The sequence below is a fragment of the Deltaproteobacteria bacterium genome (genome assembly GCA_026129095.1).
In the GTDB taxonomy this organism is placed as follows: Bacteria; JAGRBM01; JAGRBM01; order JAGRBM01; family JAHCIT01; genus JAHCIT01.
In genome coordinates this window covers 68,343-95,097 of sequence record JAHCIT010000003.1, presented here as the reverse complement: position 1 = coordinate 95,097, position 26,755 = coordinate 68,343, and the positions used below count along the sequence as shown (strand labels likewise).

The window sequence follows — 26,755 nt, the reverse complement described above, 5'->3', positions numbered from 1 at the left end:
TTTACATTAAAGCTAGTTAATAGTTGTCGCAACTACCAAGGATAGTTAAGATTTTTCCACATCTGTCCCTAGGTCGTCAGGAGGGGTTCTCACTCATGAGTGATTCATCTGAATCGGGTTTCAAGACCGTGGACCGGCGGCGTTTTACCCCCGAGGGCGAAGCCCGCAGCGAGGGTTCCAAGGAGCCCGCTGAGTCCGCATCCGGCCTCCGCGGGGAAACCTTCGAGCGGCATCCGGAAGAACAGCCATCAGACGCCCCGGAAGTTTCCTTTGGAACACTCTGCTTGTCGCTCCATACCCAGGCCCTGTTTCATCTGGGACTCATCCGGACGGAAGATAATGAGGCTCCCACACCCAACTTCCCGCTGGCCCGATACACCATCGACATCCTGCACATGTTGCGGGAAAAGACCCAGGGCAATCTGACCGCAGACGAAGGCCAGCTCCTGAACGGCCTCCTCTACGAACTTCAGGTCCGGTTTGTCGAGACGAGCAGAAAGTAAGCCGTTGCCGGCCGTATGGAAGTAACACAGCAAGGTGACCGCGGCAGCGGCCGGGAGATTGAAGCGCTCCTGGTGGAGCTTCAGAAGGGGTTGCGCGCAGTTGCATTCTATCCGTCCAATCACCCCTCCCTGCTGAAGATCATCCAGCAGACTTTTACCCCCATACGGCAGGCCGCCCATGCCAGCGGCGAGTTTGTTTTCAGTGTCACCCGCGCCGGGGTCTGGTACAACGAAACCCTGCAAAACCCCGAAAATGAACTGCTTCAGGGGCTCGCCAAGTTTCTTTTCCAGCGCCGCATCAAGAAGCTGTATTTCCTGGATGGCCTCACGCAGGAGGAGTGGCTCCGCTTCCTCAGGCTTGTCTCAATGGAAGCCGAGGATATTTATCTCCGGGGCGGTCTTGAAAAGCTGCTGCAGGAAGCCCACCTGACTCACGTCTTCGTTAACGACATCGATCTGGAGTATCTCAAGCGGGGGGGCGAGCCGGCTCCACCCGATGTGCCTGAACTGCCCGAACCCGAGCCTCCCCCCCCGGACCCCGAAACCCCAGCTGCCGAACCTGTGATCGACACGGTTGGTATCGACGGTGCCATCGTCGGCGACGAAGACAGCATTGATCGTGATAATGAACTGGTCGAGAACCAGATCGGCGACCTGAACGGCACAGCCGATGCGGATGCCTATTATCAGGCGGCACTGAAACTGGCCGAAACGGCCGCCGGCCTTCTCAAGCGGCGACGCTGGGCCTTGCTGTTCAGGATCATCCAGGTTTTCGAGCAGGATTCACGCAATACCGATCTGGACATAGAGTTCCGCAAGTACGCCATACGGGCCATGCGGAAAAGCGGATCGTCACAGGTGATCCGGGCACTGCTGACGGAACTCTGTACCGATGACAAGTCCGAAAGCGAAATCGAATCCCTGCTCCGGATACTGGAACTCTTCGGACCGGCCACCATGGACGTGGTGGCTGAACGGCTCAAAACACCACTGAATTCATACACCGAAACATTGATCTCCCAGTTGTTGGCCCGCATGGGACCACCTGCGATACATTTCGCGCTGGGGCTCCTGCATGGCACACCACAGCCGCCCATTGCCCGGCTCGCGGCCCAAACGCTTGGGGCACTGACAGCCGATGAAGGGGTTACCGCCCTTGAGCCGCTCGTGTTTCATGCCGACCCAACTGTCAGCGAAGCGGCTATCGATGGCCTGCTGGCCATCCGGAACATGGACGCGATCAATGTTCTCGGACGGTACCTGACCAGTAATGCTCCCATTGCCAGTCGCAGGCGGGTGCTGGAGGCATTCGGGACACTCAGGGAGACGCGCAGCTCAGTGCTGCTTCTTGACCTGTTCAGGAAGGCCGACGAGTTCGAACTGACGGTCGATTTTCGCAAGACCCTGAATATCGCCCTTGCCCGCATCGGCGGGCGCCCCATTATTGACGGCCTTATCGACATCCTGAAAGCCCGGAAGCTGTTCGGCCCCCTCTACGACAAGGTCACGCTGAGCGATGCCCTGAAGATCCTTTCGGTCACGGCAGGCCCCGAAAGTCTCGCCCGCCTCCGCAGCGAGGTGACATTGCGCGATTCGACTCTCGCCCAACAACTGGAGGGAGTTATTTCCCATATTGAACACCGGCTGTCGGGAACTTCGCCTGGGAAAAACGAGGGCAACGGCTCGTGAAACCCTACGAACAGATTCTTCATCTCGTTGCCGGAGCCATCAAGGCGAAAGCCCTGTATCCAAAGGAGCACCCGGCCTTCAAGAAAGCAGTGGCAAACCTGCTCCTGGCTCTCAAACCGTTCCACGACCGGAGGCAAGAGATCACTGTTGCCGTCGCAGAAGATACCCTGACCTGTGAGGACTTCGCCCTCTATCACCTGCCAGCAGCCCTTCAGGAACTGCTCGAGCAACTCCTCAAAATCGAAGTGAATGTGATCCGGTTCAAGCCAGGGCTAACCGCAGAAGAAATCATCGACTGGGTGGATATCCTCGATGACGCCGAAACCAACAACCAGAAAGGCGACTGGGTGTCCGGGGAACTGGTGATGCGCGGCATTTCGCACATCACCGTCGAACTGGTGTCGCCCGATTCCACGAAAGTCTACAACGACGCCATCAGTTATGTCGGCAGCATGTTCCACGAACTCCGAATGGGTGAAATACCCCGCCCGGACCGGGCCAAGGGTATCGTCTCCGCGATGACCCGCTGCCTGGATGACAATCCGAGTGCCCTGCTCGGACTGTCAATGATCAAGAGCTACGACAACTACCTGTTCAACCATTCGGTGAATGTGGCCATCCTGTCGCTGGCGCTCGCCAATGCGCTCGACCTGAAGGATCCGATCCTTTCCGCAGTGGGGCTGGGCGGCCTCCTGCACGATCTGGGCAAGATCAAGGTGCCCAAGGAAATTCTCCAGAAGCCGGGCCGGCTTTCTCCGGCCGAATGGGAGAAGATGAAGGAACACTCAGTTCACAGCTTTGAGATCATCCAGAAGATGAATTCACTCCAGGAAACCACGGCCCGCTGTGCACTGGAACACCATGTCCAGTACGACCTGAAGGGTTATCCGGATCTGGGGTCAGGCAACAAGCCCAGTCCCTTCAGCCACATTGTCGCCATCGCCGACTGCTATGACGCGATCACGACGCTCCGGGTTTATCAGAACCAGAGTGGGCCCCGCGAAGCCCTTGTCCTTATGGACAAGCTCGCTGGCACCAAGCTTGATCCCCACTATTTCGAGCGATTCGTGACCATGCTGGGCATGTATCCTGTCGGATCGCTCATCCGGCTGGAGACGAATGAACTGGCCGTAGTTACCGGAACCAATGAAGCGCCTGATGCGCCACCGAAGGTCAAGATAATTATCGATGAATTCGGTAACCGGCTGCCCCAGCCTATTGACCTGAATCTGGCCGGCCCATTGCCCGCCAGCGCGCCATCTCGCCGGATTATCGGGACAGTTGACCCGCTGCTCAAGAATATCGATGTAACTGTCTATCTCAAATAAAGCGGAACCGCTAGACCGAAAGCACACCCAGCACTTCGGCCGCAGCCCGCCGGAGCCGCGTGGGGCCCTTTGACAGGAGAATGATAAGAGCATCCTCGACGGCCCGGTCCCCGATCCGTCCGCTGGCCCGTATAGTAGCCTCCACCACATCGGCATTCTTGCTCCGGAGCATGCCTCTCAGCACATTCATCATTTCCGGGTCCTTGAAGTTCGGGAGGATCTCCAGAATGGCGATCTGGCAGGTTGGCGTCTCGTTTGGCAGCACTTCCAGTAACGGACCGATGGCCCGCGGATGGAGCTGTTCTCCAATGGCCCGGATGGCAGCGGTCCGTACTTCCTCGTCCTCCATCCGGAGCGCGAATACCAGCGCCGTCAGCGACCGGTCATGGCGGATCTTGCCAAACGCATAAAGCGCCCGGATCTGCGATACCTTATCGCCCTTCTTGAAGTTCTCAACCAGCAGGTCGAGGTCAGACAACGCCTCCACCTGCTCAAGCGATTTTGATGCCAACTGACGGACCTGTTCATCCGAATCCTTCAGGGCCTGGCGAAGGGCGGCGAAGCGTTTCTGCAGGTGCTCGGGAATCATGATCGTGCGTCAGTCTTTCAGGCTGTCAAGTTCCTGCCGGGCGGTTTCGTTGTTCTTATCCTTTTTCAGGGTTTTCTTGAGATAGTCCGCAGCGGCCTTCTTGTTCCCCATAGCCTTGCATATCTGCCCCGCAAGCAGCAGGTACTTCGGATTTTCGGGCTCCATGATCAGCGCTGCTTCCACATGGTCCATGGCTTTCCCCAAGTACCCGCCCTCTATCGTATTCTCCCGCTCCTGGAAAAGTAGCCGGGCGTATTCATACCGGTGGGCCGGCCGGGCCGGGTCGATATCAACGACCTCCTCCAGCAGCTTGAGCGCTGCCTTCGCCATCTTTGGATTATGGGCCATATGGACCGCTTCCTGGAACATTTCCTTCGCCCGCTTGATGTTCAGCTTGGGGCGGAGCATATCCGCCTTTTTTTTGTAATCAGGGTTGTACGGATCGAATGTCGCCGCCATCTGAAGCGCATTGAAGGCATCCTGCCAATGCCCCTGATTCATTTGCTGTTCGGCAGTCCTGGCCAGATCGCGGGCCTTCTGAACCTTCATCCGGATCTGGTCCAGAATGGTCCCGCCCGGTTTGGGCTTCTCCTGAGCCGTCACCTTTACCTCTTCGGCCTCTGGCTCGGCGGGCTCTTCCGGTTCCGGTGCGTCCATGTCCGCAAGTTCCTGGTTATACCGGGCCCGTTCAGCCGGATCACTCAGTGTGTCGTAGGCACGGGTGAGCAGATCGAAAGCATCGTTCAGTCGCTCCCCCCAGGTCCCCAACTCCTTGCCAAAAAAGTTGTCGGGATGAATTTCAGCCGCAATTGCACGATAGGCCTTTTTGATTGCCGCCACATCTGCCCTTGGAGATATGCTCAGCACTTCATACCAGTATCCAAGCGACCCACGCTCAATGGCACGCATGACATGGGTAGCCACTTCCACGGACAGCATTCCAGTGTCAGTGCCGGCTGGCAGGACGAAAGGCGCAGCCTCCTTCAATCCGCCGAGGCTCGCCGCCAGTCCACCAGTAGCGCCGGTCTTCCCGCGAACCATGCGGATTTTCAGCTCATTCAACGCCCGTGGAGTAAGAGCGATAATCTCGCCATCCTTCAAACGGACCTGAACCATCCGGAGCACCATCAGCTTGGCGACCGATTCGTCCGTACGGTCTCCTGGCCAGGTCGTGAGAGCGCGCAAGGCTTTCATGTTTGTTCCACCATCAATGCGCGACAACAGGAAGCCGTCCTCAACCGTCAGTTCCTTCGAACTGAAATCGGCTGCCGGCAGCAGCGAAGGGATGCCGTCATCTGGCAAGCGGATAGAAATTCCCATAAACCCGCGGGATTATACCCTTTCAGGACATGAGGAGAAGCAGCAGCGCCTTCTGGGCGTGCAGCCGGTTTTCGGCCTCGTCATAGACGACCAGTTCGGGGGCGTCCTGGAGTTCCAGAGCCAGTTCCTCGCCCCAGTGAGCCGGAAGACAATGCATGATCCGGACACCCGGCGCGCATACCTCCATCAGCTTGCGGTTGATCTGGTAACCCTGAAATGCATGCCGACGGATTCCCGCTTCTTCCTCCTGGCCCATGCTGGTCCATGTATCGGTATAAAGGATATGGGCGTCCTTTGCGGCCGCTCGGGGATCCTGCATGATCGTCAGCCGGCCGCCGCATCTGGCACCCGCAAACTCAAGAAAGCCAGGATCGGGACCGTAACCCGGCGGATGAGCGATCGAAAGCTGAAAGTCGAAAAGGGCGCAGGCCTCGATCCAAGAGTTCGCTACGTTGTTACCATCACCGATATAGGCGATCTTGAGTCCCTCGAACTTTCCAAACTGTTCCTGAATGGTCATCAGGTCGGCGAGTATCTGCACCGGATGCAGAAGGTCCGTCAGTCCGTTGATCACCGGCACCGTCGCGTTTCGTGCAAATTCCGCCAGCCGGGAATGGTCGTGGGTGCGCAGCACTATCCCGTGGCACATGCGCGAAAGTACCTTGACCGTATCCCGGATCGATTCCCCCCGGCCCAGCTGTATCTCGGATGGCGAGAGGAACAGCGCCCGGCCGCCCAGTTCGCCCATTCCGACCTCGAACGAAACACGCGTACGTGTTGAGCTTTTCTCGAACACAAGGGCAAGGGTTTTCCCGGTAAGTGGCGATGGCTGCAGCTTTCCAGCGGCCCGGTCGCGCTTTAGCGCGAGGGCGTGATTGATCGTCTCCCGAATCTCGGAAGCGGTCAGGTCGGACAGTTCCAGGAAATGACGAATGACCATGCTCAGATCCCCATTGCCTGGCGGAGCAACCGGCACGCCGTATCCACTTCCCGGGAAGTGACATTGAGGGGTGGAACGAGCCGGATCACATTTCCCGCCGTACAGTTGGCAATAAGACCCAGTTCAATACCCCGCTTCACGATCTCCGGTCCCTCGCGGGTAACTTCGATCCCGGTCATCAGCCCTATGCCTCGTACATCGGCGACAAGTCCGGTGTGGTCGCCCGCCTGCAACTTCCTGAAGTAGTGCCGTATCCGCTCCCCCTGTTTCCGGACATTCGCAAGGAGAGCCGGCCGGGCAATCTCACGGACCACCGCCAAAGCAACCGCAGTGGCCAGAGGATTGCCGCCGAAGGTACTCCCGTGCGTTCCGGGCCCCAGAGCCTCCATAATTTCGGTGCGGGCACACATGGCGCCGATCGGGACTCCACCACCCAGCCCCTTCGCCAGCGTCATGATATCCGGCTCAAACCCCATCTGTTCGTATGCGAACAGAGTGCCGGTCCGGCCGATCCCTACCTGAACTTCATCAACAAGGAGCAGCGCGCCCCTCTCCCGGCAGATTTCCTGCACCCGCGGCAGGTAGCCATCGGGCGGCAGCACCACGCCACCCTCCCCCTGAACCGGCTCGATCAGCACAGCACAGGTTTTTTCCGTGACTGCCTCGGCGAGAGCGCCAGCATTTCCGAACGGAACGAAACGGACCTGCGGGAGCAGCGGTCCGAACCCCTCCGCATACTTCGTTTGCCCCGTGGCCGAAAGCGATCCGATTGTCCGTCCGTGGAATGAGTTCGTTGTCGAGACGATCTCCACTCTTCCACCATGCTCCTGTCCCCATTTGCGGGCGAGCTTCAGGGCGGCTTCGTTGGCTTCGGCACCGGAGTTGCAGAAAAAAACACGGCCCGCGAAGGAACGCCGCGTAAGCTCTTCCGCCAGTTCCGTTTGCGAAGGGATATGAAAATAGTTGGAGATATGCAGGAGCTTAGATGCCTGCTCCCGCACGGCCCGGGTGATCGCCGGGTGCCCGTGTCCGAGACAGTTCACGGCGACGCCCGCAAGAAAATCCAAATATTTCTTCCCGTTGGCATCCCACACCCAGGGCCCCCTGCCCCGCACGATCGCGACAGGAAACCTCCGATAGGTAAAGGCGACTGTCTCCAGCGTGCGTTTTTCCCACTGGAGATTCCGGTCAGGAGGCTTTGCCTGGCGGGCCGGTTTTCTTCCCGTAACCCGCCGTTTTTTGCCGGGAGCGGCCGTCATGCTTCGTCCACCAGCGGCATATGGGGCCGCTTCTCACGGACGGGATTCCAGCTGATCTCGGAGCCAATCCCCTGTTCAGTAAAGATTTCCAGCAAACAGGCGTGCTGGACACGCCCGTCAATGATGTGCGTCTTGCGGACACCGCCCTGGAGGGCGTCGAGACAGCAGTTCACCTTGGGGATCATGCCACCCTTGATGACGCCCCCCTTGATAAGTCCTTCGACCTGCTCCGCGTTGAGCTGCCGGAGCAGCTCGCCTGCCTCGCCAAGGACGCCTGCCACATCGGTCATGAGAATCAGCTTTTCCGCCTTTAGTGCAGCAGCGACCTTGCCAGCCACGATATCCGCATTGATGTTGTAGCCCTGCCCGGTAGCATCCGCGCCGATTGGCGCAATCACGGGGATGAACTTGTCGGTCACCAAGGTCCGGATGATCTTCGGATCCACATGATCGATTTTGCCCACGAAACCGATGTCCTTCTGGACACCAGTGCCGTCATCCATGAGCAGTTTAGAGGACAGGATCAGCCCCCCGTCCTTGCCGCTGATGCCTACGGCCCGTCCGCCCTGCGACTGGATCAGCGTGACAATCTCCTTATTCACATGACCGGCCAGTACTTCCTCGACGATGACCATCGTCTCGGCATCGGTGACCCGCATTCCATTGACGAATTCGCTCTGGACCCCCAGCTTCTGGAGCCGGATCTTGATCTGCGGGCCGCCGCCATGAACCACGACCGGCTTCATGCCGATATACTTCATCAGCACAATATCGCGGGCGAAGCTCTGCTTGAGCGTTTCGTCCACCATGGCGTGCCCGCCATACTTGATGACGAACACCTTGTCGGCGAAACGGCGAATATAGGGAAGAGCCTCAAGGAGCACCTTCGCCTTGGCTACATATTCCTGCAAACTGGTTTCAGCCTTCCGGCCGGAAGATCATTCACCCGGCGAGGATCCGGTCCGTTTTCCTCCGGATCCGGTCCCTGAAGTCACAATATGTAATTGGAGAGGTCCTGTTTCTTCAAGATGCCATCCAGCCGGCCTCGTACGAAAGCAGCATCCACGACCACCTTCCGGCCGGGATAGTCCGGACCGGCAAAGGACACTTCTTCCAGCACCTTTTCCATGATCGTATGGAGCCGTCTGGCGCCGATATTTTCGGTCTGGCCGTTCACTTGAGCGGCGATCCGGGCCATTTCCTCCAGGCCGTCCGGGGTGTAGGTGATCTCGACCGCCTCTGCCCCCAGTAAAGCCGCATACTGGGCCGTCAGGGCATTCCGGGGTTCTTTCAGGATTCTCAGCATGTCCTCAGCCGTGAGGGGCTCCAGATTAACCCGGATCGGGAACCGGCCCTGGAGTTCAGGGATCAGGTCTGAGGGCTTGGAAACATGGAATGCGCCGGCCGCAATGAACAGAATCTGGTCAGTTTTCACCATGCCGTATTTGGTCGTAACATTCGATCCTTCAATAATAGGCAGGATATCGCGCTGGACCCCTTCGCGGGAAACATCCGGGCCGTGGGCCTGACGGTCGCGGCTGGCGATCTTGTCGATTTCATCCAGAAAAACGATTCCCCCTTCCTCCGCCCGCCGGAGAGCTTCCCGGTTCACGGCGTCTGAATCGAGCATCCGGCGCGACTCCTGCTCGATGAGAATTGTGCGAGCTTCAGACACCTTCACTGTGCGCGACTTCTTTCGGCCGCCACCAAGCATCCCGCCCAGCATTTCGGACAGGTCCATGCCCATCTCCTCGACTCCCTGTGGGGTAACGATCTGGGCAAGAGGCATGGTTTTCTGGGCGACTTCTATGGTGACCTCGCGGTCTTCCAGACGGCCCTCCCTCAGCATCTGACGGAACTTTTCCCGCGTGTCGGCGGCGCCGGGGGATTCCTGAACCGTAGCCGGGCCCCCGGCGGCCGGGGCCACGAAAAACCGGTTTTCAGCCTTCTGTCTGGGCTCGGAAACACCGGGGAGCAGTGCATCCAGGAGGCGTTCTTCGGCTGCCGTTTCAGCCTGCTGACGGACCCGGCCCTTGTGTTCCTCGGTCACCATCTTGACCGACATTTCAACCAGATCCCGGATCATGGACTCCACGTCCTTGCCGACATAGCCCACTTCGGTGAACTTGGAGGCCTCCACCTTCAGGAACGGCGCACTGACCAGCTTCGCCAAGCGGCGGGCGATTTCAGTCTTGCCGACTCCGGTCGGCCCGATCATCAGGATGTTCTTGGGAAAAATCTCGTCGCGGATTGCAGGATCCACACGCTGCCGCCGCCAGCGGTTCCGGAGTGCCACTGCCACGGCACGCTTGGCCTCGGCCTGTCCGACAATATAGGCATCAAGCAGTTCGACGATCTTTTGGGGCGTGAGTGAGGTTGGATCCATTGCCAAACGGTTAGCACCCGGCACCGGGAGTGGAAAGCGGCACGTTACAGCTCCTCCACATTTACCGAAGCGTTGGTATAGATGCAGATTTTCGCGGCGATCTGGAGGGATTCTTCCGCAATCTGCCGGGCGGAAAGCTTCGAATGGCGAAGCATGGCCAATGCCGCCGATTGTGCGAATGCACCGCCTGAACCAATGGCCAGAACATCATCGTCCGGCTCCACAACATCCCCTGCGCCGGTCACCAGATAGCTCCCGGACCTATCAGCGACGATGAGGAGCGCTTCGAGCGTCCGGAGCATCTTGTTCGTCCGCCATTCTTTTGCCAGTTCGACGGCCGCCCGCTGCAAGCTGTCCGGGTACTGCTGGAGTTTTTCTTCGAAACGCTCAAAAAGGGTGAATGCATCCGCCGTGGCACCGGCAAACCCGGCGATCACACGGCCGGAGGCGAGGCGGCGCACTTTCCGGGCGGTATTTTTTAGGACCTGATTGCCGTGGGTTACCTGGCCGTCTCCGGCGATGGCGACTTTGCCGTCCCGGCGAACACAGACGATGGTAGTAGCATGCATCGGCTTCACTCTGGTTTCTCTCCGTCAGCGGAACCGCTATTGCGGTTCCGGAGCTTATCTCTAGCGCGCCCGTGGGCCTCATGATAGGTCCGCATCATCCGGGCCAACTGGACCGCCGTATACCGCTGGGTAGCCGCCAGGGAACTGTGTCCCAGCATCTCCTGAATTGCCCGCAAATCGGCCCCGCCCTCCAGCATATGCGTGGCATAACTGTGACGAAGCATGTGGGGTGTCACCCGGACCGGGTTACTTCCTTTCGCCCCGTATTTTCGCACGATCTTGCCGATCATCGAAACCGAAAGCGCTTTCCCGCGGTTCGAGAGGAAAAGAGGCATATCCGGACCGAGTTTCTTGCGAAACCGCTCTCGAAGGGGCTGGTAAGCGTTCCATGCCTGAATAAAGGCTTCGCTCAAGGGAACAATCCGTTCCTTCTGCCCCTTCCCCATGACCCGGATATCGCCGGACTGGACATCCAGTGCCGAATCGGAAGCTGCCGCCAGTTCCGAAAGCCGCAATCCGGAACCATAAAAGAGCTCCAGCAGGGCCCTGTCCCGTTCCGGTTCCCGGTCGCCTTGGCCGGGAGCATCCATCAGATCTCCCGCGGTCGTTTCAGGCAGAAACCGGGGGAGGCTTTTTTTTCTCTTGGGAGATTCGAGCAGTTCTGTCGGGTCGGCTGGTATCCGGCCGGAGCTCTTCAGCCATCCAAAGAAGGTTCTCAGGGCCGAGACATGGCTTGCCACGCTGTCGTTCGACATGGCGCCAAAAAGGGTCGAAACAAATCCCCGCAAGTCGTAGAGGTTGATCGACGCAGGATTCTCCAGCGCGGCCTTGCGTTTTCCGGCAAGAAACCGGCCGAAGGCTGCCACGGTACCCGCATAGTGCGCCTGCGTTCTTGGCGAACGGTTCCGGAGCTTCAGGTACCTGACGAACTCATCCAAGGTAGTGTCAAAGGCAGATTGATCCGCCTGTTTCGCCGCCGGGGAACGCAGCGGCCCGGAACCACGGGGAGTATACTTTTTCACGCCGCCTCCAGCCCGGTCAGGAACGAGCGGTATTCGGCCCACGCACGCTCGCCCAACAGCCGGTGACGCTCTTCCTTCCGGGCCTTGTGGCCGAGGGGTTCCAGCAGGCCCCAGTTGAAGTTCATCGGCTGGAATGTTTCGGGGTTTGCCTCTTTCAGATAGTGGAGAAGCGATCCGATGGCGGAATTGCGAGGCCATTGGGGAAGCGCTTTCCCCTGAAGCCTGCAGACAGCATGAAGCGCCGCCACGGCCCCCATGACCGTCGATTCGGTATAGCCCTCTACACCGGTGATCTGCCCCGCGAAATAGAGTCCCTTTCGGGCTTTTGCCTGGAGGGTTCCATCCAAAAGCCTGGGGGCACAGACAAATGTGTTGCGATGAATGGAGCCAAGCCGGAGAAACTCCGCCTGTTCAAGTCCTGGCAGGCTCCTCAGTATCGCCATCTGGTCGCCATGCCGGAGTTTCGTCTGGAACGCGACAAGGCTCCACATGGTCGCTTCCCGGTTCTCCATGCGAAGCTGCACGACCGCATAGGGGTCACGTCCGGTTCTGGGGTCCGGCAGACCGACCGGTTTCAAGGGTCCGAACCGGAGTGTGTCGCGGCCCCGACGGGCGATGTCCTCAATCGGCATGCACCCTTCAAAGGGACGCAGGTTTTCGAACGACTTTTCCGGGTAGGGCTCGGCGGCCACAAGCTGATCAACGAGACGGTAATAGGCTGCTTGATCCAGCGGGATGTTCCAGTAGTCATCTCCACCGTGGCCGTACCGGGAAAGACGGTAGAGTCTTGTGCCATCCACGCTCTCGGCATCCACAATGGGGCTGATGGCGTCATAGAATGCGAGATGTTTCTCGCCCAGTATCCGGGAAATGTCCGTACTCAATGCGTCGCTGGTAAGCGGCCCCGTAGCGACGATGACCACCGGATCATCCGGTATCCGCTCCAGTTCGCCCGGCACCCGTTCAATCAGCGGCTCTGCCAGCAGAGCCGCCTCGACACCAGCAGCGAACCGGTCCCTGTCCACGACGAGTGCTTCCCCGCCGGGGATGCGTGCCGCATGGGCACAGCGCAGGACGAGCGAATCCAGTGCCTCCAGTTCGCGCTTCATCACGCCCTGGGCAGATTCGATGCGAATACTCTTGAATGAATTTGAGCAGACCAGCTCGGCTGCATTTGCGGTCCGGTGCGCCGGGGTCATTTTCCCTGGCCGCATTTCGTGAAGCCGGACCCGATAACCGCGCCGCGCAAGCTGCCAGGCGGCCTCGCTTCCAGCGAGGCCCTCGCCGATCACAACGACCGGTGGGGCATTCCGGTGCTCACTAGCCGGCGGCATCCATCCGGGCCTCCGCACCAGCCCCGTCACCGGCCTCTTCCGGCAGTTCGCGCTCGTAGTCGCACCCGGTATTCGGGCACTTGACGAGGCGGCCAGTGCGCTTGGAAACCTTCTCCACCAGGTACGGATTCCCGCAGGTGGGGCATGCCTCTTTGAGCGGCTTGTCCCAGGTAGTGAAGTCGCACTCCGGATACCGGTTGCAGCCATAGAACATCCGCCGACGCTTGGTCGTGCGCTCGACAAGCTGGCCACCCTCCGTCTCGCCACACTTGGGACACGGGACGCCAATTTCATAGGACTTGGCGAACTTGCAGGCAGGATAGTTCTCGCAGGCGACGAACCGGTTTCCGGTCCATGCCTTTCGGACGACGAGCCCCGCCCCGCACGTATCACACTTGCCAGGGTACTTTTCGACCTTCTCAACCCCCATCTTGTTTCCGGCCTTCTTGACGATCTTCCGGGTGAACTTGCAGGCGGGATAGTTCGTGCAGGCGATGAACGGACCAAAGCGGCCCTTTCGGAGTGCCACCGGGCTGTTGCACAGGTCGCAGGGCTCCATCGCCTCGGCACCGAACTCCTCGACCGGATCGACAAGTTTCAGGGAGCCATCGGGCTGGCGCTTGAAATCGGATGTGAAACTGCACGTCGGGTAGTTCGTGCAGGCAATGAATTCGCCCATCCGGCCCCACTTGATCACCGTTTTCCCGCCACAAAGCTTGCAGGGGATATCGGTCGGAATCTCCTGCCGCTTGAGATCCCGCATGTGTTCGGCGGCGTGTGCGAGGGTTTTCTCGAACGGTCCGTAAAACTCCTTCAGGGTTTCCAGGAACCCCGCCTTGCCTTCCTCGATCAAATCGAGCTTGGACTCCATTCCGGCGGTGAAGTTGACGTCGATTACGTCACCAAAACTCTCGACAAGAAGCTCCGTCACCTGCTCTCCCAGATGCGTCGGATGGAACCGGTTTTCGACCTTCTCGCAATAGGCCTTGTCCTGAATGGTCGATATGGTCTGGGCATATGTCGAAGGGCGGCCGATACCGCGCTCTTCCATCTCCTTTACCAGCGATGCTTCGGTGAACCGGGGCGGCGGCTGGGTGAAGTGCTGTTCCGGGTTTACGGACAGGATATTCACGGCATCGCCTTCGTTCAGGGGAGGCAGGACCCGGTCACGATCATCTTCCTCCGCATCTCCGGAATCCTCCTTCGGTTTCTGGGTAGCGACCTTCTCTTCGGCATCTTCCTTGTAGACAGCCGTAAAACCGGCAAACTTCATGACCGATCCCGAGGCACGGAGCAGGAAACGTCCGCCCGTTACCTCGACCGAAGTCTGGTCGAAAACTGCTGGGGCCATCTGGCACGCGACAAACCGCTTCCAGATCAGCTCATAAAGGTCGAACTCCTCCTTGGAAAGATACTGCTCAACCTTCTCCGGCGGATAGTCCATGGATGTCGGGCGAATCGCCTCGTGAGCATCCTGAGCGCTCGCCTTGGACTTGAAGAAGTTGGGCTGTTCGGGAATAAATTCTTTTCCGAATTTCTTTGTAATGTGTCCACGAACCGCCTCGATGGCATCCTGCGCGATCCGGACCGAATCAGTACGCATGTAGGTGATAAGGCCGACCAGACCATCATCGCCTATCGACATGCCTTCGTAGAGTTTCTGCGCGACACTCATGGTCCTCCGCGTAGTGAACCTGAGCTTGCGTGCGGCATCCTGCTGCAACTTGGACGTGGCAAAAGGCGGCGGAGCACCACGCCGACGCTCCTTGCGAACTGCCTTGGAGACCAGGAACGGCGTCTTTCGCATCTCGCTGGCGAGTGCGTTGGCCGTCGTACCGTTATCCACAGAGAGCGGCTTGCCGTCCACACGTGCGAGTGCCGATTGGAACGGCGGCGGTACGGGGCCTTCACCCTGAACGCCGATGGTCCAGTATTCTTCCTGCCTGAAGGCGCGGATTTCCTTCTCGCGGTCAACAATCAGCCGGACTGCAACTGACTGCACGCGGCCGGCGGAAAGGCCCCGGCGGACCTTGTTCCAGAGCAATGGGGATATTTTGTATCCGACGAGACGATCCAGGACGCGGCGTGCCTGCTGGGAATCGTATTTCAGCGAATCCAGCTTGACCGGGTTGGCCACAGCATTCTGAACCGCTTTACGGGTAATTTCGTTGAAGAGAACCCGGTGGAATGTCTTGCCATCACCAACACCGCCAACGAGCTGGGTTCCACTCTCCCCGTCCGGCGGTATTTCGGCACTCTTGGCGGCCTTTACGCCACGCTTGGCCTTGACCGGCTTGGCGGCCTTCGTGTCCTTGGAGGCCGCGCCTTTGGCCGGTTTCTTCCGGCGTCCCTTGGGTGGCGGCGGGTGGGCCTTTCCTTCCAGCGCCATGCGGATATGCCAGGCGATTGCCTCACCCTCGCGGTCGGGGTCGGGCGCCAGATAGATCGTGTCGGCTTTCTTTGCCGCCTTGATCAGGTCAGTAATGACCTGTTCCTTGCCTTCAGTGATGTAGTAGGTCGGCTGGAATCCGTGTTCGATATCGACACCGAGATCGCTCGTCGGCAGATCAAGGATGTGCCCCTTGCTCGCCATCACCTCGAAGCCCTTGCCCAGGTATTTTTTCAGGGTTTTGGCCTTCGCAGGCGACTCAACAATGACGAGAGAATTTCCCATTCGGTTATCCGGCTCCAATCGAGATGACGGTCAGGTACAAAAGCAAAACGGCGAAACGCGCCTAGCGCCGCCCCCTGGTGTCCTGCCTCGCAAACTGCATTCCTGCTGACTGGACGACCCGCCCCGTCAATTCCATTTCAAGAAGTAGGCTCATGGTTTGCTGAACGTCAAGACCACTTTTCGATGCCAGCGCGTCAATGTGCTCTGGCGATGACGATAAAAGCTCCCAAAGTCGGGAGGTTAGCGGACTTTCGGCAAACGGGTTTATTTCCTGCCTCAAGTCCTGTTTTGTCCTGCCTGGCTGCCCTTTGCCAGACAATGCCGCATACTGCGCACTGGAGCGGTTGCTGGCGAGCATCGGCGCGATCTGTTCGATCACATCGGCCGCAGATTCGGCGAGAATCGCGCCTTCCCGAAGAAGCTGGTGAGGGCCGGCAGCCCTAGGGTCCCGCGCACGGCCAGGGACGGCAAATACCAGACGGTTCTGTTCGAGCGCATGGCGGGCAGTAACCAGGGAACCCGATGTCTCCATTCCTTCGACAACAAGCACACCCATCGAAAGTCCGCTGATGACACGATTGCGCTGCCGGAAGAATTCAGGCCGCGGAGTGGTATCGGGTCCGAACTCACTCACCAGTGCCCCGCCAGCACGTATGCGGTCTTTCAGCCCGTCGGTGCGTCTGGGGTATTCGACACGGAGTCCACAGCCCAGAACGGCAATAGTGCGTCCGCCAGCATCCAGTGCACCCTGATGGGCGGCAGTATCGATACCGAATGCGAACCCGCTTACCACCGTGATTCCTGTCTTCGCCAGTTCCTGTCCAAACTCATAGGCAAGTCCTTCCGCATGGGAAGACGGATCCCGTGTCCCGACAATGGCGACCGAATATCCGTCAAGAAGCGGTTGGCCGTCACCCAGGCAAAACAGGACCGGGGGCGGCGGAGACACCTGCCTGAGCAGTCCGGGGTATTGCGGTGAATCCCACCAGATACAGGAGGCGCCAATCTCTTTCAGCCGCGCCATGTCACGTGCGGCTTCGTCATGCCCCCTGAACTCCCGGATTGCCCTGACCTGAGATGCCTTGAGCGGCGGCTGCCAGGCACCCGGATCCCTCAAGATGGCAGCGGCATCCGCGCCCCGTTCCATCAGGGCCGCAAACGTCGCGGCGCCAATGCCGCTTACGCCCAGCAGTGTCCAGCGGGCCAGTTCCGAATCGCCGGTCATCGCCCGTCTCCGGGTTCAGGGAAGAAACGGGTTCTCGCGCTCCCGGTTGACCTCGTACACGGCCCGTGAAGTTTCAGCGTCTGCGCTTACCTGCGACGTGGGCCGTTTGAACAGGATCGAGTTGTCGGCTGTCAGCACCCGGTCGCCAATCATCGCCTCCTGCAGGAGATATGTGACGTAGGCGGTGGCGGTACTGCCGGTCGTACGGACAACAATCGCCTCCCCGATCGGGATGTCAGGCAGGCGGACACGGCCGAGCAGTTCAGGGTCGGCAGCCGTGCGGTTCTGCCGGGAGATCGACAGCAGCGTCCCGGCGGTCAGGCCGTCGTTTTCGCCCTTGTCCAGATAGATCATCATCTTCGGCATAATGCCCATGATCTTGCCCTGGGTGCCGACCAGAACCGCCTCAATCTGCTTTTCCGATACCCTGATGGGGAAATCGGTAGGCGGCTGGTAGTAGGGGATGACATAATCCTTGGTATCTATGCCGTAGAACTTCTCGTCGCCTGGAGAGATTTCCTCATATGACACCTTGATGACTGCGGTAGACAGGCCGGGCTGCACCGACTTGACCTGAAGAATGCCAACCGCCCGGAAGATGTTACCGAGCATCTTGCCGGTATGCGGGTGCTTGAGAGCCTGTTCGTCGCGAACCACCCAGAAGCGGTGTCCGGGTGCGACGCCATGATCGGTGCCGCGGTTGATGTACACGATATCGGACACCGACAACCGGTCGAATTTCTTCTCGTCTTCCTGGCCGAGAATCACTCCGGCGGTACTCACAAACGATTTGTCGACAAACTCAACAACGCCTTCGGTGCCCGCGCGCGGATAGACGAACCGGGTGCGGTCGAACTGGGAAACGGCACGCTTTTTCGACAGCAGTTCCACGGCCTCGGCATCGAATACCTGGATTTCGTCCTTCTGATCAAAGCTCTCGAAATACTGCTCCCGAGCTTCACGTTCCATGTCCGGAAGCTGTTCTGGTTCAGCGATCGCTTCTTCCGCGAGTTCAGCGGCGGCTGCCTCTTCTGTGATTGCAACCGCTTCCGCCTCGATTTCTTCCTCCGCGAACTCGCTGCGATCTTCCCGCGACTGGGCTTCGACGACAGCCTGGCCCGCCATGCTCAGCGATTCCCGCGGATACACGGTAATCGGCTCGCCCGGGTAGATCAGATGTGGATTCATGATCTGCGGATTGTTTTCATGGAGCTGCGGCCAACGGAACGGATCGTTTAGGAAGCGTGAAGCGATATCCCACAGGGTGTCACCCTGCCGGACGATATAGACCTGAGGCGGTTCGCCGGGGGCAGACTGTTCCACCGATGGATCGACCTTGCTTCCCGTCGCCACGCGATCGCGCACGTTCTGGGCGGGGTCATCGGTCGCGATCTGGTCCTGCATTTCTATGACTGACCGGGTGGCGGGGGTGGCAGCGGCATCGGCGGCCCAAGCAGCAGCAGTCGCCGTCATCCAGCCGATAGCGCCCAGAATGAGGGCCCATCGCCACCCATGCCGCAATATTCGTCCCAGTATTCTGTCCATCATTTCCGTACTCCGGGCCCGGCCAATGGCCTGTTTTATAACTCCATGGGGCATTTCGTTTCGGTACATCATACTCAATTCCTGTTTTGGGCCAAATCGGCCAGTCGCTGACGGGCCTTGGGGGCAGCGTCAGAAAATGGATATTCGTTGAGCAGTTTCTGGAGCGTGGATCTGGCTTCCCGATCCCTTCCTAAATTCTGCAATGAAAACCCTACCTTAAGTAGGGCGTCTGGTGCCTTATTCCCTGTGGGGTAACGCTTCAATACCTGTTCGAACTCGGTAATCGCCTGTTCATACTGCGAACGCGAATAGTAACACTCGCCAATCCAGTACTGGGAGTTGTCCGCATAGTCGTGCTTGGGCCACCGCCGGACAAATTCACGGAAAAGCTCCATCCCCTCATCATACTGACCGGCCTCGAACAACTTGAACGCAGCCCCGTACAGTTCCAGCGGCTTCGAATAGTCGCTGGTCCGGCCGGTAGCGACCTGGACGGGTGCGGCTGGCTCTGCTGGCTTCGGCTGCGCGGGTCTCGCGGATGCCAGCGGCGGCACCTTGGGTTTTTCCGGAGCCCTAGGGGCTGACGGCTGCGGCGGGAGATCCGAGGCCGATGCCATCATTTCCGGGGTAACGCGAATGATCTTGAGTTCCTGATTGGTCTTGATCGTGTTGATGTACTGGCGGGCGGTATCCAGCTTGTCTTCCAGAATCAGTACGGCTGACCGGTTATCATCCATCGAACTCTGCATCTGGTCGAGTTGCGCCTGGAGTGAAATAAGCTGCGCCTCGACAGCTGCCAGCCGGTCTCCCTGCTGTTGCTGAACAGTCTTATCGGCACAAGCAGATGCAGCCAGCGCAAGCGCCAGCACGGCAGTCTGGAGACAGTTGGTACAACGGAAAATCACTTCAAAAAGAGCTTCGCTCTCTTGAGTGGGGAAGGAGGAACATTGCTATTAAGGATTACGGGCCGCTTAATGTCAAGACCAATAGCTGTTCAATAAGTGGACAAAGAAGTGAACCTCAACTTCTTTGAGGGTAAATTAGGGTTATCAGGCCTCTTCGCCAAAGCGATTGGCTACCAGCGTCCGGGCAGCGGTCAGTAAATCGTCAGCGTCCTCGCCCTCGGCTGTAACCTCAATCTCCTCGCCCTGCGAGGCAGCGAGCGTCAGTACACCCAGAATCGAGCGTCCGTTCACCGTTTGGCCGGACTTGGAGAGCCAGACCTCGGACTTGAACTTCTGGAAAGTCTGGACGAGCACGGCTGATGCCCGGGCGTGGAGTCCCAAGCGGTTAATAATCTTGAGTCGCAGCGTCGGCATGTTCCCCGTTCCGTTTCCCCCCGGCAAAGAACGTGACGTCATCCCACCTGGGATTTTTCGGTCTTCTTGCCGGGAGCCATGATCTCGCTGGCAAGGGAGATATTCTGGCGGCCCGCGGCCTTCAGTTCGTGCGCCAGCTCAACAACGCCGAGCCGGTTCTGCCGGCTCGTCACCATCTTGAGCAGCATCGGAAGGTTGACTCCCGAAAGAACCTCTACCCGCTCAGGCTCCAGGAACGCGAGGCTGACGTTTGAAGGCGTACCGCCGAACATGTCGGTGAGGATCAGCACACCTTCGCCGGCATCCACCTTCTTGATCGCCGCTTTCAGCTGTTCCGATGAAACCTGGGGCGGATCGCTCACGCCCTGGCCGACGACTTCCACCTGCTCCTGCTTGCCGGCGATGAATTCGACGGCCTCCCTAAGCGCCTGTCCGAGCGACGCGTGGGTCACGATCACAATCCCGATCATTTCTGCTGGTACCTTTCACGCGCCGGGAGACCCGGTCGAATCTGGCCGACGATGGGGTAGCGTCCTGCATGGGAGAGGTCAAACCCATTCAATGCTCATACTCCCGCCAGATCCCGGTGCCTCGTCCGGACCTGGTAGCCCTGCCCTGAAAGCCGCTTTTCCAGCCAGCGGGCCATGACCACACTCCGGTGCTGGCCCCCCGTGCAACCAAAGGCGATCGTAATCTGGCTACGGCCTTCATGTGCATAAGCCGGCAGGACGACTCCCTGAAGCTGGTCCAGCAGGGATACAAACCCCGCAGCAGCCGGCTGGCCCAGCACGTAGTCATAGACACTCTGATCGAGGCCAGTGCGATCCCGCAACGAATCGATCCAGTATGGATTGGGCAGGAAACGCACATCAAAGATGAAGCTCGCATCCGGCGGGATTCCGTTCCTATAGGCGAACGATACAATCGTAACAGCCAGCAGTGACTTTTCGTCGAGGTTTTCACCACCATACTGGCGGACGATATGCGAGCGAAGGTCATGGACGGAAAATCCGGTCGTATCGATCACCCGGTCCGCCTGGCTGCGAAGCGGCTCCAGCAATGCACGTTCCTTCTGGAGTCCTTCGGCGACCGAATCGGAGCCCACGGCGAGCGGTGGCCGCCGGCGGGTCATGCCGAACCGTTTGATCAGTTCATCTCCGGCAGCCTCAAGGAAGATGATTTCCGGCCTTGACCCCCGGCGGAGAATCTCCCGGAGCGCGGGCTCAAGGCCGGGCCAGAATCTTCCCTCGCGCACGTCAATGCCGACAACCACCCGGTCATCGGCTTTGGGCGTGCGATCCAGCAGGTCTGCCAGTCCGGGAAGGAGTGCCGGCGGCAGGTTATCAATGCAGAACCAGCCAAGATCCTCGAAAGCCTTGAGAGCGGTGGTCCGCCCTGCTCCCGACAGACCCGTAACGAGCACCAAGCGCATGATTATTCGATGTCCTCATCAGTCACCGGCCGTGACTGGCGTCGCTCGGAAATCTTCCGCACCAGCCGTTCCTCAAACTCCTTGGCAGAGTAAATGCCCCGGTACTTGAGCATCTGGTTGCGGGCAGCGACCTCCAGTATCGCCGTCATGTTTCGGCCGGGCGTGACGGGAATTATCAGCATCGGAATCTTGACGCCCATCAGCTCATGGAACCGGTCATCAAGCCCCAGGCGGTCATAGTCCTGCTCGGACTTCCAGTCTGTCAGTTGCACGACCAGCTCGATCTTTTTCCGCTCGCGGGTAGAGGAAATACCGAATAGTTCACGCATGTTCAGTATGCCAAGGCCGCGGATTTCCATGTGATGCTGAAGCACCTCGCTGGCCATTCCGATCAGGTTCGTCGGCGGGACCTTGACGATCTCCACCACATCGTCGGCAATGAAGCGGTGACCATTCAGCACCAGATCCAGCGCGCATTCGCTTTTTCCGATGCCGCTTTTCCCGGTCAGCAGGATACCGATGCCGAACACGTCCACCAGGACGCCATGCACGGTTGTTCTCTCCGAGAGCGCTTCTTCCAGCCGCCGGGAAATGCGCTGGACAAAAACCGTCGTGTCGTGAAGTGTGCATAACAGCGGGACGTCGTGCTTCTCACACACTTTCTGGAGCACATCCGGTGCAGGCAGCCCGGAAGTAACGACAAAGGCGAGAATACCGGCGCCAATCAGGCGGTCCAGGTTTTCTTCCTGCCCGCCCTTGTCGAGGTAGCTGATCTCGGCCTTGCCAAGCAGCTGAAGCCGGTCCGGGTGGTGGTGCTCCAGGAAGCCCGTCAGGTGCAATCCCGTCTTCTGCACCTTGGCGGAGGTAATGCTCTGGCCGAGCGCGGCATCTGAACCTGCAAGCCGCACCAGATCCAGTGCGTACTCGTCGGGCGTCAGCAGGTCGGACAGTTTCAGCATGCGCGGGGCCTCCGGGAGCCGGACCGCTAAAGTCTAGGCTACCCGGTCGTCCGCGTCGATAAAGGCCTGATTCATCGCCTCGGCCGTCACACTCTCGATCAGCTTCTGGCGGCATTCGGGCTCCTTGAGGAGCCGGGCCAGCCGTGCGAGCACTTTCAGATGGTGCGTGGGATCATTGTCCGGAGCCAGCAGCGCCACAAACAGCCGCGTCGGCTGGTGATCCAGTGCGCCAAACTCGATTCCCCCAGTATGCCGGGCTACTACCACCACGGCATCTTTGAGGCCGGGCAGCTTGCCGTGGGGGATTGCAATCCCATCTGTAAGGGCTGTTGACCCCAGCCGCTCACGCTCGGATAGCGCCCGGTGCACGGAGTCGGCATCCACCCGGCCGCCCGTGGCGGCCAGCGTAGCGATCTCCCGCAGTACATGATCCGAGGTCGAACCGGAAAGTGCCGGCGTGTAGGCTGCTTCCATCAGAATCTGCCTGATCTTCACCGCAACCGTACCGCTCAATCCGGGAAATTACGCCGTTAGCCCAACGACAGGCTCCGGTTAGCTGACAGGTTCCATACGGGCAATAGCCAGCGGTCGCGAATGCCGATTTTCATGAATCTGTGGCATATCACCGTCCAGGCACGATCAGCCCCAAGGCACCGTCCTTGCGCTTGTAGAGGACGTTCACTTCGTCCGACTCCATATTGCGAAACACGATGAACCGGTTCTTCATGAACCCCAGCTGCAGGGACGCCTCATCGACGGTCATCGGCTTTCCGTCGATCGGTTCAATCCGGATGATCTGCAGGTTCGACCCGGCACGCGGCTCGGCCGCCCGGGAGGGCTTACGGATGGTTTCCTTCTGGGCCATCCGCAGGGAACCGGCATGAGTCGTAGCATGGTGCTCCTTCATGCGGTCCTTGTGCCGGCGGAGCTGCTTCTCGATCTTGTCGACAGCCAGGTCAACCGTCGCGTACATATCGGTAGTCGAATGCTCGGCCTTGACCCGCGTTCCGTGTGCATCGATCTGTATCGATGCCCGGTGTTGTGTTTTTTCCGCAGTCAGGGCGACATGGGCCTCGATGGGTTCGTCGAGGTATTTCTTCACCTTCAGGAGCTTCGTCTCCACATAAGAGCGCAAAGCGTCACTTGAGGGCATGTGTCTGAAACTTACGTTGACTTGCATATCCGGTATACCGGTTCCTTTCATCAGGGCGGATGTTCCGGAGCCGGAGATCTGGCCTGTCTCCCGGCTGCCGTGGCGGCTCCGCCTTGCCGCCGCCACATCAATAGAATTTCTTGCGCTTCGAGGAGGCCGGGATCCCAAGCTGCTCACGGTATTTCGTCAGCGCCCGGCGGGAGATCGTAATGCCTTCCTCCCTCAGGCGGCTGACAATTTCCATGTCCGTCAGCGGCTTGTCGCCCTCCTCGCCGACGAGCTTCTTCAGTCTTTCCTTGACCGATTCGCTCGCCACCGCGCCGCCATAGGTAGTCGAAATACCCGAGTTGAAGAAATACTTGAGCTCAAAAATTCCACGGGGGGTCTGGACGTATTTATTGCTGGTCACCCGGGAGACGGTCGATTCATGCATTCCGATCTTTTCAGCCACATCCCGCAGGATCAGGGGGCGGAGATGGGAAACCCCGTGATCAAGGAAATCCCGCTGGAATTCGATGATCGCCTCCATTACCCGGTGAATGGTGCGTTTGCGCTGATAAACGCTCTTGATCAGCCATTCGGCGCTGCGGAGCTTCTGCTGGACGTATTCCCGGGTATCCTTGGACCCGCCCGCCGCCTGCCGGCGCAGCAGCCCCAGGTACTGATGATTAACCCGGACATAAGGGATATCGTCCTCATTAAGAACAACCCGGTATTCACCGTCCGGGCCCTTTTCGACATAAACATCGGGAACGATATAGCGGTTATCGTCACTGTCCTGCCAGTTCCGGGCCGGAACCGGCTCCAGGGTTTTCAGGAAATGCAGGGCTTCTGACACCTGTTCCGGTTCGACCTTCAGCTTCCGGGCCAGCGGTTTCAGGTTCCGGCCATCGACCATTTCCAGATATTTGTCCACCAGTTCCCAGACCAGCGAACCTTCGAAGCCAAGCACTTCGAGCTGGGCGAGCAGGCATTCACGCAAGTTGCGCGAACAGATCCCCGGCGGGTCCAGCAGCCGTAGCCGGGCCAGCACCACTTCAACCTCTGTCTCGCTGGCACCTGTGGCCTGGGCCGCTTCCTCAGCCGTTGCAACGAGGTAACCCCGGTCGTCGAGGTTCTCGATGCACCAGGCTGCAATCAGGCGCTCTTTTTCGCCAAAATCGGCGACCTTTACCTGCCAGAGCAGGTGCTCAACCAGAGTGTCAGGGCGCGAGATGGACGACTGGATGAATTCGCGGGTTTCGTCGTCCATCCCCTCGGAGGAAAGCGAGGGGTGGGCCCGTTCGATATTGTAGGATTCGAGGTAGCTGTCCCAGTCGAACTCGCCGACGCCCTCTCCCTCCTGCCCGGTCAGTTCCTTGCCCGGAGTTTCGGGAAGGGCGGTGACAGCGGGGGCATCAGCCAGTTCCGGTGAAAGAGGCGGCTCCTCCACCTGCTCCAGCATCGGATTTTCGAGAATTTCCTGCTGTATGTGCTCGGCCAGTTCGAGCCGGTTGTACTGCAGCAGCCGGATTGCCATCTGCAATTGCGGCGTAAGTCTGAGACTCTGGCTCTGCTTGAGACCAACACTCAGTTGCTGGCGGGGTCCAACGGACATTTATCCAATAATTCCCTATAGTTATACCAATATTTGAGCACTTTTACGGCAATATGCGAAAATTATACCAACCATGAAGGGCATGGTCCACAGCAGAAATCATACCGTCCCAGAAGTAGCGGCATAACTAATTGTTACTACAGGCATTTTTTGGGACTGCGAATTCTGAAGCAAGTGGTACAAAGGGGCATCTATCAAGATTCCTTGACAGCCCGGTGAGAGCCGGGACCCAGCCGTGGTGCGACGTGGTTACCCGGCCACTGCTGTGGGCCGGAGGCGGCCTTTCTGATGCTCGATAGAGGCCCGGATAAAGTCCCGGAACAGCGGGTGCGGCGACGTGGGACGGCTTTTGAATTCAGGGTGGAACTGGCACCCCAGGAACCAGGGATGGTTTTCCAGCTCGCTGATCTCAACAAGGCTCCCGTCCGGCGAGAGTCCCGAAAAGATCAGTCCCTTCGACTGGAGCTGCTCTCGAAAGGCATTGTTGAACTCAAAGCGGTGGCGATGGCGTTCGCTGATTTCAAATGCGCCGTAAGCCCTGGCCGCCAGGGTACCCCGCTGCAGCTGGCATTCGTATGCACCCAGCCGCATGGTGCCACCCTTGGCCGTCACCTTCTGCTGGCTTTCCATCAGGTCGATTACGCAGTTCCTGCCGGTTTCATCGAACTCGCGGGAAGTCGCATCCGGAACCCCGCCCACATGGCGGGCAAACTCCACCACCATGAGCTGCATTCCAAGGCATATCCCGAAAAACGGGATACCATTTTCGCGGGCATACTGGATCGCCCGGATCTTGCCCTCCGTGCCGCGCTTGCCGAACCCGCCCGGCACGAGAATCCCGTCACACCCGTCCAGATGACGGGCGAGCGAATCCTCCGGCAGCTCATCGGCATCCACGAAATGCAGGTTCACTTTTGCACCGTTGGCAATCCCGCCGTGAATGAGAGCCTCGTTCAGCGACTTGTAGCTTTCGGTGAGATCCACATATTTGCCGACGATAGCAATATCCACGTGGTGTTTCGGCTGCGTAAGGTTCCGGACGATATTTTCCCACGCGGAGAGATCCGGCTTCTTCGCCCAGATGTTCAGCTTCTCGACGATCCGTTCGTCCACGCCTTCCCGGTGGAGGTTGAGGGGAACCTCATAGATGGATTTGGCATCTTCGGCGGCGATCACGCAGTTCCGGTCCACGTTGCAGAACAGGGCGATCTTCTCCCGCATGTCATCCGGAAGCGGCCGGTCCACGCGGCACAGCAGGATATCGGGGTCTATGCCGATCTCGCGCAGGGTCTTGACCGAATGCTGGGTGGGCTTCGACTTCAGCTCCCCTGAACTGGGAAGATACGGTACCAGCGTCAGATGGATATAAAGGGTCCGTTCACGTCCAATGTCGAACTTGAACTGCCGGATGGCCTCCAGAAACGGAAGGCTTTCGATATCACCGACCGTGCCCCCGACCTCGACAATTGCGGCGTGCCTGCCCTCGGCCGCCATGAGCACACGCCGCTTGATCTCGTCGGTAATGTGCGGGATCACCTGGACAGTCTTGCCCAGATAGTCGCCCCGGCGTTCCTTGTTGATCACTTCCAGATAAACCTGGCCGGACGTGAAATTGTTGTTCCGCGTCATGAGCGCGTGCGTGTAGCGCTCGTAATGGCCCAGATCGAGATCGGTTTCGGTGCCGTCGTCGGTGACGAACACCTCGCCGTGCTGAAAGGGGCTCATGGTGCCGGGATCGACGTTGATGTAGGGATCGAGCTTGATGAGGGTTACTTCGAGTCCCCGCGCCTCAAGAATGGCCCCAATACTGGCCGCCGCCAGCCCCTTGCCCAGTGAACTGGTGACGCCGCCTGTTACAAAGATAAATTTGGTTTTCATTCCCGCAGCCGAAATCTAAGCCCGGGAGCGGATT

General features: G+C 59.0%; 24 protein-coding genes. 3 read left to right on the top strand and 21 right to left on the bottom strand.

Annotation, left to right across the window (positions count from 1 at the left end):
• Positions 1 to 95 precede the first annotated feature (95 nt).
• The 3 genes from KIT79_05315 to KIT79_05305 are packed head-to-tail and all read left to right on the top strand — an operon-like array spanning position 96 to position 3,520.
• Positions 96 to 503 (top strand): DUF1844 domain-containing protein, encoded by a 408-nt coding sequence (locus KIT79_05315; protein ID MCW5828716.1) that lies wholly within the window; start codon positions 96 to 98, stop codon positions 501 to 503.
• 15 nt (positions 504 to 518) lie between these two features.
• The gene (locus tag KIT79_05310; protein ID MCW5828715.1) at positions 519 to 2,192 is read left to right on the top strand and encodes a HEAT repeat domain-containing protein; all 1,674 of its coding nucleotides are present in this window, start codon (positions 519 to 521) and stop codon (positions 2,190 to 2,192) included.
• On the top strand, positions 2,189 to 3,520 hold the full coding sequence (locus KIT79_05305) for an HD domain-containing protein (protein MCW5828714.1): 1,332 nt from the start codon (positions 2,189 to 2,191) through the stop codon (positions 3,518 to 3,520). The genes KIT79_05310 and KIT79_05305 overlap by 4 nt, the downstream gene beginning before the upstream one ends.
• A gap of 10 nt (positions 3,521 to 3,530) precedes the next feature.
• On the opposite strand, the gene KIT79_05300 is transcribed toward KIT79_05305, so the two are convergent.
• From KIT79_05300 to KIT79_05200, 21 genes are all read right to left on the bottom strand, one after another.
• Positions 3,531 to 4,109 (bottom strand): HEAT repeat domain-containing protein, encoded by a 579-nt coding sequence (locus KIT79_05300; GenBank protein ID MCW5828713.1) that lies wholly within the window; start codon positions 4,107 to 4,109, stop codon positions 3,531 to 3,533.
• A 9-nt stretch (positions 4,110 to 4,118) separates the two neighbouring features.
• Positions 4,119 to 5,429 (bottom strand): DnaJ domain-containing protein, encoded by a 1,311-nt coding sequence (locus tag KIT79_05295; protein MCW5828712.1) that lies wholly within the window; start codon positions 5,427 to 5,429, stop codon positions 4,119 to 4,121.
• A gap of 22 nt (positions 5,430 to 5,451) precedes the next feature.
• Complete coding sequence (gene argF / locus KIT79_05290; GenBank protein ID MCW5828711.1) at positions 5,452 to 6,369, bottom strand: ornithine carbamoyltransferase; 918 nt, start codon at positions 6,367 to 6,369, stop codon at positions 5,452 to 5,454.
• 2 nt (positions 6,370 to 6,371) lie between these two features.
• On the bottom strand, positions 6,372 to 7,628 hold the full coding sequence (locus KIT79_05285) for an acetylornithine transaminase (protein MCW5828710.1): 1,257 nt from the start codon (positions 7,626 to 7,628) through the stop codon (positions 6,372 to 6,374).
• Entirely contained in the window at positions 7,625 to 8,539 is a 915-nt protein-coding gene (gene argB, locus KIT79_05280) for an acetylglutamate kinase (protein ID MCW5828709.1), read from the bottom strand. Before argB ends, KIT79_05285 begins: the two co-directional genes overlap by 4 nt.
• A gap of 80 nt (positions 8,540 to 8,619) precedes the next feature.
• The gene (gene hslU, locus KIT79_05275; protein ID MCW5828708.1) at positions 8,620 to 10,014 is read right to left on the bottom strand and encodes an ATP-dependent protease ATPase subunit HslU; all 1,395 of its coding nucleotides are present in this window, start codon (positions 10,012 to 10,014) and stop codon (positions 8,620 to 8,622) included.
• A gap of 44 nt (positions 10,015 to 10,058) precedes the next feature.
• On the bottom strand, positions 10,059 to 10,592 hold the full coding sequence (hslV, locus tag KIT79_05270; GenBank protein ID MCW5828707.1) for an ATP-dependent protease subunit HslV: 534 nt from the start codon (positions 10,590 to 10,592) through the stop codon (positions 10,059 to 10,061).
• Positions 10,589 to 11,521 carry a tyrosine recombinase XerC gene (locus KIT79_05265; GenBank protein ID MCW5828706.1) on the bottom strand — a complete coding sequence of 311 codons (933 nt, stop codon included), beginning with the start codon at positions 11,519 to 11,521 and terminating at the stop codon, positions 10,589 to 10,591. The genes hslV and KIT79_05265 overlap by 4 nt, the downstream gene beginning before the upstream one ends.
• Positions 11,522 to 11,601: 80 nt before the next feature.
• Positions 11,602 to 12,939 carry a methylenetetrahydrofolate--tRNA-(uracil(54)-C(5))-methyltransferase (FADH(2)-oxidizing) TrmFO gene (gene trmFO / locus KIT79_05260; GenBank protein ID MCW5828705.1) on the bottom strand — a complete coding sequence of 446 codons (1,338 nt, stop codon included), beginning with the start codon at positions 12,937 to 12,939 and terminating at the stop codon, positions 11,602 to 11,604.
• Positions 12,926 to 15,613, bottom strand: a complete 2,688-nt coding sequence (gene topA / locus KIT79_05255) for a type I DNA topoisomerase (GenBank protein ID MCW5828704.1) — start codon at positions 15,611 to 15,613, stop codon at positions 12,926 to 12,928. Before topA ends, trmFO begins: the two co-directional genes overlap by 14 nt.
• 61 nt (positions 15,614 to 15,674) lie before the next feature.
• Positions 15,675 to 16,838 carry a DNA-processing protein DprA gene (gene dprA, locus KIT79_05250; GenBank protein ID MCW5828703.1) on the bottom strand — a complete coding sequence of 388 codons (1,164 nt, stop codon included), beginning with the start codon at positions 16,836 to 16,838 and terminating at the stop codon, positions 15,675 to 15,677.
• 15 nt (positions 16,839 to 16,853) lie between these two features.
• On the bottom strand, positions 16,854 to 18,386 hold the full coding sequence (locus KIT79_05245) for a LysM peptidoglycan-binding domain-containing protein (GenBank protein MCW5828702.1): 1,533 nt from the start codon (positions 18,384 to 18,386) through the stop codon (positions 16,854 to 16,856).
• Positions 18,387 to 18,457: 71 nt separating this feature from the next.
• Positions 18,458 to 19,288 carry a tol-pal system protein YbgF gene (gene ybgF, locus KIT79_05240; protein MCW5828701.1) on the bottom strand — a complete coding sequence of 277 codons (831 nt, stop codon included), beginning with the start codon at positions 19,286 to 19,288 and terminating at the stop codon, positions 18,458 to 18,460.
• 144 nt (positions 19,289 to 19,432) lie between these two features.
• On the bottom strand, positions 19,433 to 19,702 hold the full coding sequence (locus KIT79_05235; GenBank protein ID MCW5828700.1) for an HPr family phosphocarrier protein: 270 nt from the start codon (positions 19,700 to 19,702) through the stop codon (positions 19,433 to 19,435).
• 38 nt (positions 19,703 to 19,740) lie between these two features.
• Complete coding sequence (locus KIT79_05230) at positions 19,741 to 20,172, bottom strand: PTS sugar transporter subunit IIA (GenBank protein ID MCW5828699.1); 432 nt, start codon at positions 20,170 to 20,172, stop codon at positions 19,741 to 19,743.
• 95 nt (positions 20,173 to 20,267) lie between these two features.
• On the bottom strand, positions 20,268 to 21,134 hold the full coding sequence (gene rapZ, locus KIT79_05225) for an RNase adapter RapZ (GenBank protein MCW5828698.1): 867 nt from the start codon (positions 21,132 to 21,134) through the stop codon (positions 20,268 to 20,270).
• 2 nt (positions 21,135 to 21,136) lie between these two features.
• Positions 21,137 to 22,093, bottom strand: a complete 957-nt coding sequence (gene hprK, locus KIT79_05220; GenBank protein MCW5828697.1) for an HPr(Ser) kinase/phosphatase — start codon at positions 22,091 to 22,093, stop codon at positions 21,137 to 21,139.
• Between the two features lie 33 nt (positions 22,094 to 22,126).
• Positions 22,127 to 22,606 (bottom strand): PTS sugar transporter subunit IIA, encoded by a 480-nt coding sequence (locus KIT79_05215; protein MCW5828696.1) that lies wholly within the window; start codon positions 22,604 to 22,606, stop codon positions 22,127 to 22,129.
• Positions 22,607 to 22,715: 109 nt separating this feature from the next.
• Positions 22,716 to 23,246 carry a ribosome-associated translation inhibitor RaiA gene (gene raiA / locus KIT79_05210; protein MCW5828695.1) on the bottom strand — a complete coding sequence of 177 codons (531 nt, stop codon included), beginning with the start codon at positions 23,244 to 23,246 and terminating at the stop codon, positions 22,716 to 22,718.
• Between the two features lie 127 nt (positions 23,247 to 23,373).
• On the bottom strand, positions 23,374 to 24,843 hold the full coding sequence (rpoN, locus tag KIT79_05205; GenBank protein ID MCW5828694.1) for an RNA polymerase factor sigma-54: 1,470 nt from the start codon (positions 24,841 to 24,843) through the stop codon (positions 23,374 to 23,376).
• A 249-nt stretch (positions 24,844 to 25,092) separates the two neighbouring features.
• Positions 25,093 to 26,721 (bottom strand): CTP synthase, encoded by a 1,629-nt coding sequence (locus KIT79_05200; protein ID MCW5828693.1) that lies wholly within the window; start codon positions 26,719 to 26,721, stop codon positions 25,093 to 25,095.
• Between the last annotated feature and the right edge of the window lie 34 nt (positions 26,722 to 26,755).

Bases quoted from the DNA above. Each gene is read 5' to 3' on its own strand.
- KIT79_05315 (MCW5828716.1), top strand. From the start codon at position 96: ATGAGTGATTCATCTGAATCGGGTTTCAAGACCGTGGACCGGCGGCGT.
- KIT79_05310 (MCW5828715.1), top strand. From the start codon at position 519: ATGGAAGTAACACAGCAAGGTGACCGCGGCAGCGGCCGGGAGATTGAA.
- KIT79_05300 (MCW5828713.1), bottom strand. From the start codon at position 4,109: ATGATTCCCGAGCACCTGCAGAAACGCTTCGCCGCCCTTCGCCAGGCC.
- KIT79_05295 (MCW5828712.1), bottom strand. From the start codon at position 5,429: ATGGGAATTTCTATCCGCTTGCCAGATGACGGCATCCCTTCGCTGCTG.
- argF (MCW5828711.1), bottom strand. From the start codon at position 6,369: ATGGTCATTCGTCATTTCCTGGAACTGTCCGACCTGACCGCTTCCGAG.
- KIT79_05285 (MCW5828710.1), bottom strand. From the start codon at position 7,628: ATGACGGCCGCTCCCGGCAAAAAACGGCGGGTTACGGGAAGAAAACCG.
- hslU (MCW5828708.1), bottom strand. From the start codon at position 10,014: ATGGATCCAACCTCACTCACGCCCCAAAAGATCGTCGAACTGCTTGAT.
- trmFO (MCW5828705.1), bottom strand. From the start codon at position 12,939: ATGCCGCCGGCTAGTGAGCACCGGAATGCCCCACCGGTCGTTGTGATC.
- topA (MCW5828704.1), bottom strand. From the start codon at position 15,613: ATGGGAAATTCTCTCGTCATTGTTGAGTCGCCTGCGAAGGCCAAAACC.
- dprA (MCW5828703.1), bottom strand. From the start codon at position 16,838: ATGACCGGCGATTCGGAACTGGCCCGCTGGACACTGCTGGGCGTAAGC.
- KIT79_05245 (MCW5828702.1), bottom strand. From the start codon at position 18,386: ATGATGGACAGAATACTGGGACGAATATTGCGGCATGGGTGGCGATGG.
- KIT79_05235 (MCW5828700.1), bottom strand. From the start codon at position 19,702: ATGCCGACGCTGCGACTCAAGATTATTAACCGCTTGGGACTCCACGCC.
- KIT79_05230 (MCW5828699.1), bottom strand. From the start codon at position 20,172: ATGATCGGGATTGTGATCGTGACCCACGCGTCGCTCGGACAGGCGCTT.
- rapZ (MCW5828698.1), bottom strand. From the start codon at position 21,134: ATGCGCTTGGTGCTCGTTACGGGTCTGTCGGGAGCAGGGCGGACCACC.
- hprK (MCW5828697.1), bottom strand. From the start codon at position 22,093: ATGCTGAAACTGTCCGACCTGCTGACGCCCGACGAGTACGCACTGGAT.
- raiA (MCW5828695.1), bottom strand. From the start codon at position 23,246: ATGCCCTCAAGTGACGCTTTGCGCTCTTATGTGGAGACGAAGCTCCTG.
- rpoN (MCW5828694.1), bottom strand. From the start codon at position 24,843: ATGTCCGTTGGACCCCGCCAGCAACTGAGTGTTGGTCTCAAGCAGAGC.
- KIT79_05200 (MCW5828693.1), bottom strand. From the start codon at position 26,721: ATGAAAACCAAATTTATCTTTGTAACAGGCGGCGTCACCAGTTCACTG.